Origin of the sequence: Bifidobacterium callimiconis, assembly GCF_003952005.1 — a bacterium.
Classification (GTDB): Bacteria; Actinomycetota; Actinomycetes; order Actinomycetales; family Bifidobacteriaceae; genus Galliscardovia; species Galliscardovia callimiconis.
Genome location: NZ_QXGJ01000003.1, coordinates 186,807 through 202,129, shown reverse-complemented (window position 1 = coordinate 202,129; position 15,323 = coordinate 186,807). Strand labels below are relative to the sequence as shown.

The window sequence follows — 15,323 nt, the reverse complement described above, 5'->3', positions numbered from 1 at the left end:
GCTCTAGAGCTTCATTGAGGGAATCTCCAGCTGCTCGAGGAGACCCAGCTGCTGTCCGATCTCTAGAGCCTTACTCTAGAGCTTCATTGAGGGAAGCTCCCTGATCCTGATGCGCTTATCGGTCGTACTATCTCCGGGGTCCGCTCCGGAGCTTCATTGAGTAACGTTTATGTATGCTGTATTCGAATGGATTTCGGCATATCTCTGGGGGTTTCGCTCCAGAGCTTCATTGAGTAACGAGTGCTATGCGTATTGAATTGTTTGGCTGTCATGCACAGCACATACTTGTATTGCGCATGACAGCCATTGTTGCTCGCTATTCAAAGACGAAAGGGTGGGTGACGAGTGTCCGATAGCATACAGGATCCGGACGCCATGGCGTCGTTCAATCTGGTGGATCGTGCGTGGATCCCCGTCACGATGTTGGATGGTTCGTATGCCGAACTGTCCATCACCGATACATTTGCCAAGGCTGACGAAATTCGCAGCATAGACGGTGATATCCCTCTGCAACGATTCGCATTATCCCGAATGCTGATCGCCATACTGTACGGGGTCTACGGCAATGATTTCCCGATCGAGATATGGCAGGCACTTTTCGACCGCGGTCCTAAGGATCCCAAAGTCTCGCGGATGATACGCGAATATTGCGAGGACTACCACGACCGGTTCGATCTGTTCGATCCTGTAGCGCCGTTCTATCAGGTCGCTGGACTGCATACCGCCAAGCATGAGATGTCCGGACTGGAACGACTTGTATTGGATGTGCCTGGCGGGGAGCCGTTCTTCACCACCAGAATGGGGGAGGGGCTGAAGGTCATGAGCGCTGCCGAGGCGGCACGCTGGCTGGTGACCATGCAGGCGTACGATGCGTCCGGTATCAAGTCGGGTGCGGTGGGCGATCCTCGTGTCAAAGGCGGCAAGGGGTACCCCATCGGCGTGGCATGGGCCGGCCATCTTGGCGGCTATCTGATCGAGGGACAGAACCTATGGCAGACGTTGATGCTGAATCTTGTCAGCTGGCAGGTATTCGGTCTGGGCGATTCCACCGTGGAATGGCATGATGATGCGCCGGTCTGGGAGCGCGAGCCGCTTACGGAGAAGCCTGCGGAAGGATTCGACCAGCCTGCCGAGGAGACGGGGAACGTGGGGTGCTTCCATGGGCCGGCCACGCTGCTGACATGGCAGTCTCGTCGCATGCTGCTGGAACATCAGGGGCAGAAGGTCACCGGCGTGCTGATGTGCAATGGGGATCGTCTCAAGCCGCAGAACGCTCAGCATTACGAGATGATGAGCGGTTGGCGCCGTAGCGAAACCCAGGAGAAGTCCCTGAAAAAGCCGCTGGTGTATATGCCGAGAAAGCATGATCCATCCCGAGCGTTGTGGCGAGGATTGCCACTGCTCACCGTTGGGGAATCCCAGGATCCGAACGATCGCCCATCGTACATCCGTCCGTATTCATTGAATTGGCTGACACGAGTGACCAAAGATCGTCTTGGACATCTTCCAATTCGTCTTCACGCGTTCGGCGTCGAATACGGTAATCAGGAGGCCGTGGTTGATTCCGCAATCGATGATTTCCTCGATCTGAATCTGACGGTGCTGACCACCGAAAATCCGAAGATGGGACAGATGCTGCGCGATGCGGTGGACATCACCGATCAGGGGATCGGCGCCTTGCGCAATCTTGCAGTCAACATCGCTCGGTCCGAAGGCATGTCGGTCGAAGCGCCACGGCAGAAGGCCGCCGAGTTGGGATACTCTACTTTTGATACCGCGTTCCGCCAATGGGTGAGCGTTCTTGATGGCGATGACGATTTGGACGCGCGATACCGGGAATGGTGCGATCTTGCCAGACGTATCCTGATCCGATTGGGAAACCGGCTTGCCGGACAGGCATCTCCTCGGGCGATCGTCGGTCGTAACGTCACCATGAAGACCGGGGCCGGAGATTTCAAAACGATGCATTATTCCGTTGCGCTCGCCGAGGTCTGGTATCGGGGCAAGCTAAACGGACTGTTCTCGAATGCGGAGGATCCGACAGCCGGGCCGGTATCAACCACGGAATAGGTCGGAATCAGGAAGGAAAGGTGATTCATGGAACAGCGGCACAACGAATCCCATGATGACGGGGATTTCCAGTATCCCCGACGGCTGAACGCGTTCGGCAAATGGGTCAGCCGACAGGTCCGTACCTTGGTGGAAGGCGGATACGACGCGACTGGAGTACGACATGACGGATATTTGCAAAACGGATCGTATGCGGTGTCGGCTGTGGCCAGACTTCGTCGATCCGTCGGACACGAGGTCGGCGCCGATCCGGATATCTTCGCATGGACCATGCCTCCCTCGGAACATCCTGAAATAGCCGGTGACATTTCTCGATACCCGCAGGGGCCTTCTCCTGAGGAACGTGCGGCGCACGCGGCCATCACGCTGTTTGCCGTGCACCAACAGTCGAACCGTGCGATATCGATGCATACGGACTCGAACGTATCATTCGGTCGGGCCATAGGGAGCATGGCCTGTGGCAACTTCAACGAAGACGGAATCCGCGGCATGTTCGACCGGTTGCAGACCGCCAACAGCTGGAAGGAACTCGTCCGCCATGCGAGGAGTCTGATCAGTCTGCTCAAGCGGGAGCGCATCGCAATCAACTACGGACTGTTCGCCCAGGATCTGCTCAGTCTACGAGGCACCAGAAATCAGGCGAATGCCGTTCGAACCTTGTGGGGACGCGACTTCCAGAGCGCATACCGTCATGAGCAAATGGAACGGGACGGCCAAGAAGAATAGGCCGAATAGCCCCGGTTTTCGATGAGTCTTCACATCGGTGCCAAGAGGCGACCGATCTCCAACAAACGAACAACATGAAAACATTCTCGGAAAGGACCGAACATGTCGAACAATCGCACCATCGTTGAGATCCACGCGTTGGAAACCGCCGCGGGCAATTTGAATCGAGATGACACCGGCAGTCCCAAGACCATGGAGTATGGCGGCTATACGCGTGCTCGCGTTTCCAGTCAGGCGTGGAAGAGGCCGACTCGAGAACTGTTCAAGGACCTGCTCGGTCCAAAAGATCTGGGCATTCGCACCAAGCGTGTCGTGGAGGTGCTGCGCGACGCGGTAATCGAGCGCAGACCGGATCTTGATGCGGAGCTCGCCGTCAAGCTCGCCGAAACCGCGTTGAAGGATGGCGCCGGCATCAAACTCGACAAGCCTCGTGCCAAGAAGAATGCGGAGACGAACAAAGACGATGCCCTCCAGCAGTCCAAGTATTTGCTGTTCATGGGGCGCCGGCAGTATGATCGTCTGGCCAATCTCATCGTGGGGACGCTGGATCAGGATGATCCGGTCAAGGCCATCAAATCGATGAAAAAGGCTGTCAAGCAGATCGTCGCCGACGATCACGCCGTTGACGTGGCACTGTTCGGACGTATGGTAGCCGACGACACCGATCTCAACGTGGACGCCGCCGCGCAGGTGGCACATGCCATCAGTGTGCAGGCGGTCGATTCGGAATCCGACTTCTTCACCGCCGTGGACGACATCAAGCAGGAAAGCGACGAGGAAGGCGACGCCGGTGTCGCCATGATCGGACAAGTCGAATTCAACGCGGCGACCTACTATCGTTACGCGAACGTGGACGCCAACCGGCTGAACGATTCACTCGGCGACGCCAATGCGACGGCCAAGGCCGTTGCCGCCTTCGTGCAGGCATTCCTGACCAGCATGCCGCAGGGTAAGATCAACACCTTCGCACAGGGCACGTTGCCGGAACTGGTGGTGGTGAACGTGCGTGACACCCAGGCGGTGAACCTCGTCGGAGCCTTCGAGCGGCCAGTGGAACCGGACTACGTGCAGCATGCCACGGAGGCGTTGGTGCGCCGCGAACAGGAATTCGACGACGTGTACGGCATCACGCCGGTCAACACCTGGGTGGTACGCATCGGCGACGACACCGCTGCCGCGGATGAGCTGTCCGAACGCGTTTCCATGCGCGAGATGCTGTCCGGCGTGGAAGCGGCCGTGGCCGAGCGTCTGGGCGGTCAGACCTCGGATCAGGAGTAGTCGATGACGGTATTGTTGATGCGGCTGGCCGGCCCATTGCAGTCATGGGGAGCCAGCAGCCGTTTTACACGGCGTGAAACCGAAAGCATGCCGACCAAAAGCGGCGTCATCGGCATGATCGCGGCCGCGCTGGGCATTGGGCGCGGTGAATCTCTCGACCGATTCAAGGGATTGCGATTCGGAGCGCGTGCCGATCAGCCGGGAACGTTGCTGCGCTATTACCAGACCGCCCGTAACGAGCGTGGCGTGATGATGCCGCTGTCCAACCGCTACTATCTGCAGGATGCCGTGTTCCTCGTCGGACTGGAAGGCGATGACGCAGGGCAGCTCGAGGACTATCGGCAGGCACTCCGTTCGCCGTACTATCCGATATTTCTTGGCCGCCGCTCCTGCCCGCCCGACGGTCCCATTCAGACATGGATATCCGAGGAATCATTGGAGGACGCCCTGCGGCATGCACCATGGCGGGCCTCCGAATGGTATCAGCACAAGGCGTTGCGCAACGAGGCAATGTTTCCGGAACGGTGCTTCGCACGAATCGTGGTGGAACCGCGAGCCGGTGAGCAGGTGGAGGACGGTTTCGTTGACGCGCTCGCCGATGAACCGGTGAGTTTCGATCCTAGGCGTCGTGAGTGGCGTCCGAGACGCATCGTCAGGTTGTCGGGGGATACGAAGCCGGAACCAACGGTGGGCGAGCCTTCTGCAGCACCGGTTTCGCCGACCGCCGTAGATGCCACTGAAACCGGAGGTTCGGTGTTCGACGACGATGCGATCTTCAACGCGGTCGCCGATGCGGAGGGAGCGGAATCATGACGCAATTCACTCGAATCATGATCGATCCGAATCATCGGCATACGCGGTGGGCCATGCAGTCATTGGAACGACTGCATGCGATCGTCGCCCGATCCGTGGAATCACAAGGCATGGTCGATTCCCGTGCGATATGGCGGTTGGATGCTGGACGTACGGGAAAGCCGTGCCGTCTCTACATCGTGTCCGACGGGGTTCCCGACGCCACGGTGCTACACGAGGAATTCGGCGTAGGGCCGGCGGAGATCGCCACCTGTGCATATGAACCGTTCCTCGACGGTCTGAGCATCGGCCAGGAGTGGGGCTTCCGACTGAAGGCCAATCCGACGAAGTCCATCGCATCCGGGGACCTTTCCAAACGCGGCCGACGCGTCGGACTGGTCAGGGTGGAGGATCAGCTGAACTGGCTGTACCGCAAGGCCCGCGAATCAGGATTCCACATGCCCATCAACCGACTGGAGATGCCCGAGGTCATGGTCCGGGATTCCGGGCTGGTCGACTTCGCCCGCAAGGGAGGCACGGTCACGCTCGCATCCGCCACGTATGACGGGGTGCTGGCCGTCGACGATCCCGAACTGCTGCGCAAGGCGCTGACCAGTGGTATCGGACGGGCCAAGGGATACGGTTTCGGATTGCTGACATTGGTGCCGTTGCCGAAGAGACGGTAACACGGCGATGAATGTCGCCACAGTGCACGGTACGCAATGACATCGCGAAAGGAGACGTCGCACGATGACAAAGATCCCGGGAGTCAAGCCGCCGCCGCTGACCTCGTTGGTCCGAGTACAGGATCGACTGACGTTCCTGTACACGGAGCATTGCGTGGTCAATCGCGCGGACAACGCCGTGACGATCACCGATTCGCGTGGCACCGTCCATGTACCGGCGGCCGCGCTCAGCGTGTTGATGCTTGGACCAGGCAGCAACATCACGTATGCGGCGATCTGCCTGTTGGCTGAGTCAAGATCGACATGCATCTGGGTGGGGGAGCGCGGCGTGCGTTACTACTGTCACGGTGCGTCCCTCGCCCAATCCACTCATCTGCTGGAAGCACAGGCAAAACTGGTCTCCTCCGAACGCACCCGGGTGAAGATCGCCCGGCGAATGTACGCCATGCGTTTCCCGAACGAGAAAACCGACGGATTGACCATGCAGCAGCTGCTCGGCAAGGAGGGCACGCGCGTTCGCCGGGCGTATGAACGCGAGTCGAAACGTACCGGAGTGCCATGGGCAGGTCGGTCCTACAAGACCACGGATTTCGATAACGCCGATGAGGTGAACCGCGCATTATCCGCGGCGAACACGGCATTGTACGGTGTGGTGCATGCGGTCATCGTCGCGTTGGGGTGCTCGCCCGGACTGGGATTCATTCATGCGCGCAACGAGCGGAGTTTCGTATACGACATCGCGGATCTGTACAAGGTGGACATCACTGTTCCCCTAGCCTTCGATCTGGTCGCCGAGCAGGTACCCGACGTGACTGTGGCAGCTCGCCGTGGCATCCGTGACAGGATGAAGGATGGTCGTTTCCTCCAGCGATGCGTTCGGGATGTGCGGTCGTTGCTGCTGACATCCGAGGAATTGGAGGAGGTTCCGTTGGCGGTGAAGGATATCACGACGCAGTTGTGGTCAGGTGCCTCAGGGTACAAGGCCGGCGGGCGAAACTACTCGACGGAACCGGATGCGGATGACTCCAATGTCGTGGATATCCCGATCGTGTCCAGTGGTGCTTCCGATGGAGCAGAGATCGCTGTCAGCGTCGACGACGGCGAATTCGACTCGTTCGAGGATTTCGGCGATGCGACGCTACGCGAGGAATATAACGGGCAGAGCGAGACGGATTCGGGAGGATCGGAATGATCGTCATCGTGCTGACCGTCTCCCCGCCAAGACTGCGCGGCCATTTGACTCGTTGGCTGTTCGAAATCTCACCTGGCGTATACGTGGGCAAGGTCTCCACACGTGTGAGGGAACTGTTGTGGGAGCAGATCCTGGAAAATCTCGGCAAAGGGCGTGCCGTCATGGTCTATCCCTCTGATAACGAGCAGGGCATGGAATTTCGCACGCACGGTCAGGAATGGGAGCCGGTCGACTATGACGGGCTGAAACTCATCATGCGTCCCAACTCTAATCAGAAACAGCGAAGCAACGGCGCTCGCAAAACGCCGAAAACCGGTTGGAGCAACGCTTCCCGCCGCCGACGGTTTGGACGGTAGATGTGTAAGCGAATCTTGATTGTCAGCTATCTCCAAGTTCTGACGTGGTTGAGGAGTCTTGCAGACATCAATCTCCAAGTTCTGAAGTCTCTAGTCATGGAATCCGGAGTATAAGTGTTGCAATTGCAGCGCTGCTACTTCGGTTTTATGCTCTGCGTACTTCAGAACTTGGAGATAGGTGTCTGCAAAGGGAGCAAATCACTTCAGAACTCGAAGATTGCCCGAACATGTCCGTGCCGATCATGTCATTTGGAATATCGTCATTCGTTGCGCTGTCTTCGCCACATTGCCGTGCTCCGTACTGTTAATCAGCCCACATACCGTACCTTGGCCTGACCTCCCGCGTTCCGCGGACTAGGCTGGTGCCTATGGCAAGTGAACAGCAAACTCCGCGTGATACACAGTCATTTCAGTCGGCCCAGGTCGGTCATTCCCAGCATGCTCACCTTGAACCAGGCAAGAAGAAGGCCACGATGTTGGGCCTTGTCATGGTGTTTGCGATCCGCAAGCATATCCGGCAGCAGTGCCATGCCGATCTGCGTGTGACGGATGTGGAGCGCCTCATCGAGGCCGTTGAGGAGGGCGAGCTCAACCAGAGCATCATCCGCGTACTGCGCAATGTGGCTCAGGAGATTGAGACGGTGCCCGCCGCGCTGGCCACGCTGCTGACGCACGAGGATCCGACGGACAAGACCTTTGAGCTGCATGATGAACTGGCGTCGGAGGATGAGAAGTCCCTCGCCGTCGGATTCTGCGTCCGACTGGATGTGGCACTGCACGGCACTGAGCCTGCCGACGAGCGCGAGATCGTCCACACGCATCTGACCGGCGAACGCGCGGCCTCCCATCGTTGCGAGATCATCTTCCGCGTGCTTTCCACCATCCGCGACCTGCTCAAGCTGCAGGACGAGATCGATCGCAAGCATCACGCGGCGTAGGCACCGCGACGGCCAGTTCACGCTTTATCGGGGGTTTCGTGGCGTGAACTGGCTGAAGTCTTCAAAACGTTGAGATTCGGTTGTTGCCGTTTCACGATCCAGTTCACGATTCGTATGCGCTTTCATCGCGTGAACCGGAATCCGTAGGAAGAGTGCGGACGGCGTGGTCCGCATGCGTTATTTTTTGACATTGTTGAATATCCTTGGCCGGTTCCCGTCATGCCCTCCAATATTTGTCATGTAACCCCGTAGGGGTACGCTGTTGCTTGGTCATCCCGAGGAAGAGGACCACGATAATTCAATAATCGCAATACGATGCTGACGAAGTCTGTCAGTGCGGCCCGGTGACGAATCCATAACAAGCAGTACCCCCGTCATTCGAGTCGGCCACGCAACATTGAAGAAGGAAGATCCATGGTCAGAAACAGCCATGTCGAAGATTCATCCGCTCCCGTCAAGAGACGGGATGATCACGCCATCCGCTCGGAGAAGGGCCGCGCGGATCGAGGGACGTCTGGGGCACGTGCTCACGCCATCCGTCGTGTGGCGGGAACGTTCGCCGCGATCACGGCTGCGCTCGCCATGATGATCGCCCCTGCCGCGTCCGCTGCCCCCGCCGCCACCAAGACCGGTGCATCCGCGCTCAGCCCCGTCGCCACCTACACCGGCGACGGCATGACGTTCAGCAAGATCTCCCACGCCGGCTCTGGCGTGGAGACCAACGACGGCATCGTCGACTACGCCGGCAAGGGACTGGTCAGACCGTACGAGCAGGGCGTGAGCCAGGAGGGCAACGGCTCCCGCGGCCAATCGTACAGCTATGCGTCTGCCGTCTACGGCGACTGGGTGTACATCAACACCATGTACGGCGGTCTTGGCATCGCCAATATTCTCAACTACAGCGTTCCCGGCATGTCGGCCGAGGCCATGAAGGCCGCCATGGACACCATGTACAACGGCAACCTGTACATGGGCGAGCCTGACGGCATGCAGGCTGGCGGCATCCTGGTCAAGGTGAACGTGAAGACCGGCGAGATGAAGATCCTCATGTCTCGCGAAACAGGCGTCATGCCCACGTTCCGTGATGCGCTTGTGCTGAACGGCAAGATCTATTTTGTGGGCATGATCGTCGACACCACGCATCTGAACCAGAAGGAGCTCGCCACCGCACTGGCCAGACAGAACGGCTTCCCCGTGATCTACCAGATCGATCCGGAGGACAACGACCGGATCACCTGCGTGTACGACGCGCTCGGCATCCTTTCCGACGACAAGGCGACGAGCGAGGCCGGCAAGACCCGCTATGACAAGCTCATCGCCGACAACGTGTTCACGTCCACCCGTGCGATCGCCGACTTCAACGGCACGCTCATCGCAGGCGCGCTTGACAACGACGGTGTCTTCCTGACCGCATCCAAGGATCCGTCTGCGGGCAAGGACTCGTTCAAGACCATCGCCACGATGGAGGACTTCGGCGGGGAACCGGCATGGCATCGTACCGACGTCAACGGTGGCGGCGGCATCTACCAGGCGATCGAATACAACGGGCAGCTGTATGTGGTGGTCTGCACGGGCACGCCCGCCAACCAGAACGCGCAGGGCACCAAGCGGGCGTTCTCCATCTGGCGTGGCACCGTCAACGGCGACCCGACTGAACGCTCCAGCTGGACATGGAGCCGCGTGGTGGGCGACACCGCCAAGGGCGCCAGGTACACGTACGGCATCGACCCGTCGCGCATCAGTGCCGGCGCGGCCACGCTCGTCAAATACAACGGCCACCTCTACATCGGCGACTACAACGACGTCTCCAGTGCGCTGCAGGGCTTCGTGCTGCAGAAGAACTTCACCACCCAGGCCACCAATCTCGAGCAGTCGATCAACCTGTACCGCATGGACGCTGATGAGAACATCGAACTCGTGGTGGGCGATCCCACGGACATGTTCCCCAAGGGCGGCATCTCCGGCACCGGCACCGGATACGGTTCGCACATGAACCAGTACACGTGGCAGGCCACCGTCTACGAAGGCAAGCTGTACATCGGCACGATGGACACGACCACCCTGCTCGAGCCGATCGCGCAGTTCACCAACGGCGATCTGATCCACATGACTCCGGACGAATGGAAGAAGCAGATCAACTATCTGCGCGTGTTCCTTGAACTGCTGATCAAGGATGCTGCGAACTCCGGCAAGGATGCCGCGAACGGAGGCGACGCGTCGGGAGCCGCCATGTTCTCTGCCCGCAGTGCCGATTCCGCCAATACGGACTCCGGCGCCGCCGCTGATCTTGTCGCCAGCGCCGTGACCCAGGCATCCGACCGCAAGAAGCAGACCATGCCGCAGACGCTGTCGCTCGACTCCAAGTCCGGAAAGGACTCTGCGACCAAGGTCAGTCTAACTGACGATCAAACTACCGAACTTGTCAAAGGCATCACGGACGGCGACATCGTCCCCGGTTCCCTCGACGACACTGCACTCACCGACCAGATCAACGATCTCAACAACCAACTCAACGCACTTGACTCCCTGATCGGCGCCAAGGCCTCCGACGGTGCACAGTTCCGTGACGCCTACGCGCAGCTGCTCGACGAATACGCCAAGATCACGGTGCCCGACAATCTGAAGCCGCTGTACGACATGCTGCTCAAGCTCACCACCAAGGAGAACCTGCAGGCATACGCGAAGTCGGTCAAGTATCTCAAGACGTCCAAGCGAGGATTCGACCTGTATGCGGTCAGCGACAAGGACGGCAAGGTGAACGTTGAGACCGTGACCAACAACGGCTTCGGAGACCGGTACAACCACGGTCTGCGTATCTTCGCCAAGACCAGCGACTATCTGCTGATCGGCACGGCCAACCCGTTCTACGGCACGCAGCTGTGGCGAACCCCCAATACCCAGAAGGTAAAGTACGCGATCACGGTGAACGACGACGGCAACGGCACCGCATCGGCTGACGTGACGACCGCCGCGCAGGGGGAGCGGGTGACCCTCGCCGCCAAGCCCAACGACGGCTATCGTCTCAAGGAGTGGAAGGTGCTGTACGGCGGCGTCGACGTGAAGGACAACGCCTTTGCCATGACCAACAAGGATGTGGCGATCCAGGCCGTGTTCGAGAAGACGGACGCCTCCGATGGCGGTTCCGGTGAGCCGAACCAGCCTGGTGACGGCACGGATCAGCCGGGCGGAGAGACCACCGATGGTGGCAACGGCGGCAAGACCGACGGCAACGGTGGCAACGCCACAGCCGCCACGCAGAACGCCCAGCCCAACGCGAATAAGACGATCAAGAACCCGCAGACGACGTCTGCGAAGAAGACGAACAGACTCTCCGCCACCGGCACCGCAGTCGCCGGCGTGGGCGTGTTCGCCGCGTTTGCGCTGATTGTCGGAAGCGCTTTCGTGATCAACTGTCGCAGGGCTCGTCGCTGATACCGATCCCGAACGGTTCACTGAACCACGGACGTGACGGAATGGCCTTTGTCCGCGCCGTCACGTCCGCTGATTCGCCACGCAGGCTCTTGCCTTCCGCAACCGGTGTTATCATGTGACGTGGTAAGCATCGATCCGTTATCAGCGGGGAGCTTCCGGAAGAACGGTCGCGCGTTCGCCATCGCCAGTGTCTGGTTCACATCCTCGGCATGGCGGGCGGGATACGCGGCTTATTAGACCCGGCGGGTGGGCCCGACACAGCCCTAGACAAGCGGTCGCATCACCGTTCCACGAGGTTTCGGGACATCGGTGCGGCAAGCGAGGTGGTACCGCGGTCGGTGCCCGGCGGCGAGCGCGTTCGCATGCACAAACGTTGCGTGCGGTCAGCATGTTTCACACGTCGTAGCATCCGGTCGTCCTCGTAGCAGTAGTAATGGTGACACTGTGAATGAGGAGACCAGCGGTGAGCAATAAGTTCCCGAAGGCTGCGGCCGACTCCAGCCTGGAGCACGTGGCCCCGAATCCCAGCTTCCCCGATCTCGAGGTGAAGACCCTCGACTATTGGGACAAGGACGATACCTTCCAGAAGTCCGTTGAGCGCAACCCCTCCGGCGACCACAGCCAGAACGAGTTCGTGTTCTTCGACGGCCCGCCGTTCGCCAACGGCCTGCCGCACTACGGCCATCTGCTGACCGGCTATGCCAAGGACGTGATCCCGCGCTACCAGACCATGAAGGGCCGCAAGGTCAATCGTGTGTTCGGCTGGGACACCCACGGCCTGCCCGCCGAGCTCGAGGCGCAGAAGGAGCTTGGCATCGACTCGGTCGAGCAGATCGAGGAGATGGGCATCGACAAGTTCAACGACGCCTGCCGTGCCTCCGTGCTCAAGTACACGAACGAATGGCAGGACTACGTGCACCGTCAGGCCCGCTGGGTGGACTTCGAGCACGGCTACAAGACCCTGAACATCCCGTACATGGAGTCGGTGATGTGGGCGTTCAAGCAGCTGTACGAGAAGGGCCTGGCCTACCAGGGCTACCGCGTGCTGCCGTACTGCCCGAAGGACCGCACCCCGCTGTCCGCGCACGAGCTGCGCATGGACGCCGACGTGTACCAGGACCGTCAGGACACCACCGTCTCCGTAGCCGTCAAGCTGCGCGACGAGGACGCCTACGCCGTGTTCTGGACCACCACCCCGTGGACCGTGCCCACCAACTTCGCGATCGTGGTCGGCGCCGACATCGACTACGTTGAGGTGAAGCCGACCGAAGGCAAGTTCGCCGGCAAGAAGTTCTACTTCGGCAAGGCCCTGCTGCCGCATTACGAGAAGGAACTCGGCGAGAACTACGAGATCGTGCGCGAGCTCAAGGGCTCCGAGATGGAGGGCTGGCGTTACTGGCCGGTGTTCCCGTACTTCTCGGGCGAGACCGCCGAATCCGAGGGCAACGTCCCCGGCCCGAACGGCTACACGATCTTCACCGCTGACTACGTCGACACCGTCGAAGGTACCGGTCTGGTCCACCAGGCCCCCTACGGCGAGGACGATATGAACACGCTCAACGCCAAGGGTATCAAGAGCACCGACGTGCTCGACGCCGGCTGCAAGTTCACCTCGCAGTGCCCCGAGTACGAGGGCATGTTCGTGTTCGATGCCAACCTGCCGATTCTGCGCAACCTGCGTGCCGGTGACGGCCCGCTCGCCGAGATCCCGGAGGAGAAGCGCGCCATCCTCTTCCAGGAGAAGAGCTACGTGCACTCCTACCCGCACTGCTGGCGCTGCGCCACCCCGCTGATCTACAAGCCGGTGAGCTCCTGGTTCGTGTCCGTGACCAAGATCAAGCCGCGCCTGCTCGAGCTCAACCAGGAGATCAACTGGATCCCGGAGAACGTGAAGGACGGCCAGTTCGGCAAGTGGCTCGCCAACGCCCGCGACTGGTCCATCTCCCGCAACCGCTTCTGGGGCTCCCCGATCCCGGTGTGGGTGTCCGACGATCCGAAGTACCCGCGCGTGGACGTGTACGGCTCCCTCGAGGAGCTCAAGGCCGACTTCGGCGACTACCCGCGCGACAAGGACGGCAACATCAACATGCACCGTCCGTGGATCGACAACCTGACCCGCCCCAACCCGGACGACCCGACCGGCAAGAGCCACATGCACCGCATCTCTGACGTGCTCGACTGCTGGTTCGAGTCCGGCTCCATGTCGTTCGCGCAGTTCCACTACCCGTTCGAGAACAAGGAGAAGTTCGAGCAGCACTTCCCGGCCGACTACATCGTCGAGTACATCGGCCAGACCCGCGGCTGGTTCTACCTGCTGCACGTGATGGCCACCGCCCTGTTCGACCGCCCGGCGTTCAAGAACGTGATCTGCCACGGCATCGTGCTCGGCTCCGACGGCCAGAAGATGTCGAAGCACCTGCGCAACTACCCGGACGTCAACGGCGTGTTCGACAAGTACGGTTCCGACGCCATGCGCTGGTTCCTCATGTCGTCCCCGATCCTGCGCGGCGGCAACCTGATCGTCACCGCCGAGGGCATCCGCGACACCGTGCGTCAGGTCATGCTGCCGCTGTGGAGCTCCTACTACTTCTTCACCCTGTACGCGAACGCCGCGAACAAGGGCGAGGGCTTCGACGCCCGCACGCTCACCGCCGACGAGGTGGCCGGACTGCCGGAGATGGACCGCTACCTGCTGGCCCGTCTGCGCAAGCTGGTCGCCGGCGTGCAGCATTCGCTCGACACGTTCGCCATCTCCGACGCGTGCGACGAGGTGGGCGACTTCATCGACGTGCTCACCAACTGGTACATCCGCAACACCCGTGATCGCTTCTGGCAGGAGGACGTCAACGCGTTCAACACCCTGTACACCGTGCTCGAGGTGCTGTGCCGCGTGATGGCCCCGCTCGCCCCGATGGAGACCGAGACGATCTGGCGCGGCCTGACCGGCGGCGAGTCCGTCCATCTGGCCGACTGGCCGTTCCTCGCCGATGAGAAGACCGGCGAGCCGACCGAGCTGGGCAAGGTCCTCGTGGCCGACGACAAGCTCGTCGCCGCCATGGAGAAGGTGCGCGAAGTCGTGTCCGGCACGCTGTCGCTGCGCAAGGCGCAGAAGATCCGCGTGCGCCAGCCGCTCGCCAAGCTCACCGTCGTGGTAGAGGATGCCGAGGCCGTCAAGGCATACGCCGAGATCCTCAAGTCCGAGCTCAACGTGAAGGACATCGAGTTCTGCACCATGGAGGACGCCGGCTCCCAGGGTCTCAAGATCGTCCACGAGCTCAAGGTGAACGCCCGCGTGGCCGGTAAGCGCCTGCGCAAGGACGTCCAGTTTGCCATCAAGGCGTCCAAGACCGGTGCCTGGCACGTGGGTGCCGACGGCGCTCCCGTGGCGGAGACCCCGAACGGCGAGATCGCGCTCGTCGAAGGCGAGTACGAGCTGATCAACCGCGTGGAGGAGGAGAACGCGCATGAGGCCGCCAACTCCGTGTCCTCCGCGCTGCCGACCGGCGGCTTCGTGATCCTCGACACCGAGCTGAACGACGACCTGATCGCCGAGGGCTACGCCCGCGACGTGATCCGCGCCGTGCAGGACGCCCGTAAGGACGCCGGTCTCGACATCGCCGATCGCATCTCGCTGAAGCTGACGCTGCCCGCCGCCGACGCCCCCAAGGCCGAGCAGTTCCGCGACCTGATCGCCGCGGAGACTCTGGCCGAGGCCGGCGTGGAGATCACCGCCGACGCCGATGCCAAGGAGATCGGCGTGACCGTCGCCAAGGCGTGAGTGATCTGACGCTCTGACAGTGGCCCCGAACGGTTCCGTGACGCATCGTCACTGAGCTGTTCGGGGCCACTGTTC

At 60.7% G+C, this 15,323-nt stretch carries 10 protein-coding genes and 1 CRISPR repeat array (1 of these 11 only partly in view); all 10 genes read left to right on the top strand.

Translation table 11 applies throughout. The annotated features are described in order from the left end of the window. Nucleotides 1-21: direct repeats of the CRISPR family, unit length 36 nt; it reaches 4,064 nt to the left of the window's first position. Between the two features lie 324 nt (nt 22-345). The 10 genes from casA (at nt 346) to ileS (ending at nt 15,248) form a co-directional block, all read left to right on the top strand. Continuing rightward, nucleotides 346-2,070 (top strand): type I-E CRISPR-associated protein Cse1/CasA, encoded by a 1,725-nt coding sequence (casA, locus tag D2E23_RS04300; RefSeq protein WP_241227208.1) that lies wholly within the window; start codon nt 346-348, stop codon nt 2,068-2,070. 27 nt (nt 2,071-2,097) lie between these two features. Beyond that, the gene (gene casB, locus D2E23_RS04295) at nt 2,098-2,796 is read left to right on the top strand and encodes a type I-E CRISPR-associated protein Cse2/CasB (RefSeq protein ID WP_126029754.1); all 699 of its coding nucleotides are present in this window, start codon (nt 2,098-2,100) and stop codon (nt 2,794-2,796) included. A gap of 102 nt (nt 2,797-2,898) precedes the next feature. Further along, the gene (gene cas7e / locus D2E23_RS04290) at nt 2,899-4,074 is read left to right on the top strand and encodes a type I-E CRISPR-associated protein Cas7/Cse4/CasC (RefSeq protein WP_126029753.1); all 1,176 of its coding nucleotides are present in this window, start codon (nt 2,899-2,901) and stop codon (nt 4,072-4,074) included. 3 nt (nt 4,075-4,077) lie between these two features. Further along, nucleotides 4,078-4,887 (top strand): type I-E CRISPR-associated protein Cas5/CasD, encoded by an 810-nt coding sequence (gene cas5e, locus D2E23_RS04285; protein ID WP_126029752.1) that lies wholly within the window; start codon nt 4,078-4,080, stop codon nt 4,885-4,887. Then, nucleotides 4,884-5,552 (top strand): type I-E CRISPR-associated protein Cas6/Cse3/CasE, encoded by a 669-nt coding sequence (gene cas6e, locus D2E23_RS04280; protein WP_126029751.1) that lies wholly within the window; start codon nt 4,884-4,886, stop codon nt 5,550-5,552. The genes cas5e and cas6e overlap by 4 nt, the downstream gene beginning before the upstream one ends. A 64-nt stretch (nt 5,553-5,616) precedes the next feature. Beyond that, entirely contained in the window at nt 5,617-6,744 is a 1,128-nt protein-coding gene (gene cas1e / locus D2E23_RS04275) for a type I-E CRISPR-associated endonuclease Cas1e (protein WP_126029750.1), read from the top strand. After that, nucleotides 6,741-7,100 carry a type I-E CRISPR-associated endoribonuclease Cas2e gene (gene cas2e / locus D2E23_RS04270; protein WP_126029749.1) on the top strand — a complete coding sequence of 120 codons (360 nt, stop codon included), beginning with the start codon at nt 6,741-6,743 and terminating at the stop codon, nt 7,098-7,100. The genes cas1e and cas2e overlap by 4 nt, the downstream gene beginning before the upstream one ends. A gap of 473 nt (nt 7,101-7,573) precedes the next feature. Continuing rightward, on the top strand, nt 7,574-8,038 hold the full coding sequence (locus tag D2E23_RS04265; protein WP_126029748.1) for a hypothetical protein: 465 nt from the start codon (nt 7,574-7,576) through the stop codon (nt 8,036-8,038). A 414-nt stretch (nt 8,039-8,452) separates the two neighbouring features. Next, a complete protein-coding gene (locus tag D2E23_RS04260; protein WP_126029747.1) occupies nt 8,453-11,470 on the top strand; it encodes an InlB B-repeat-containing protein in 3,018 nt (1,005 codons plus the stop codon). Nucleotides 11,471-11,933: 463 nt separating this feature from the next. After that, the gene (ileS, locus tag D2E23_RS04255) at nt 11,934-15,248 is read left to right on the top strand and encodes a mupirocin-resistant isoleucine--tRNA ligase (protein WP_420897290.1); all 3,315 of its coding nucleotides are present in this window, start codon (nt 11,934-11,936) and stop codon (nt 15,246-15,248) included. Nucleotides 15,249-15,323: the final 75 nt, after the last annotated feature.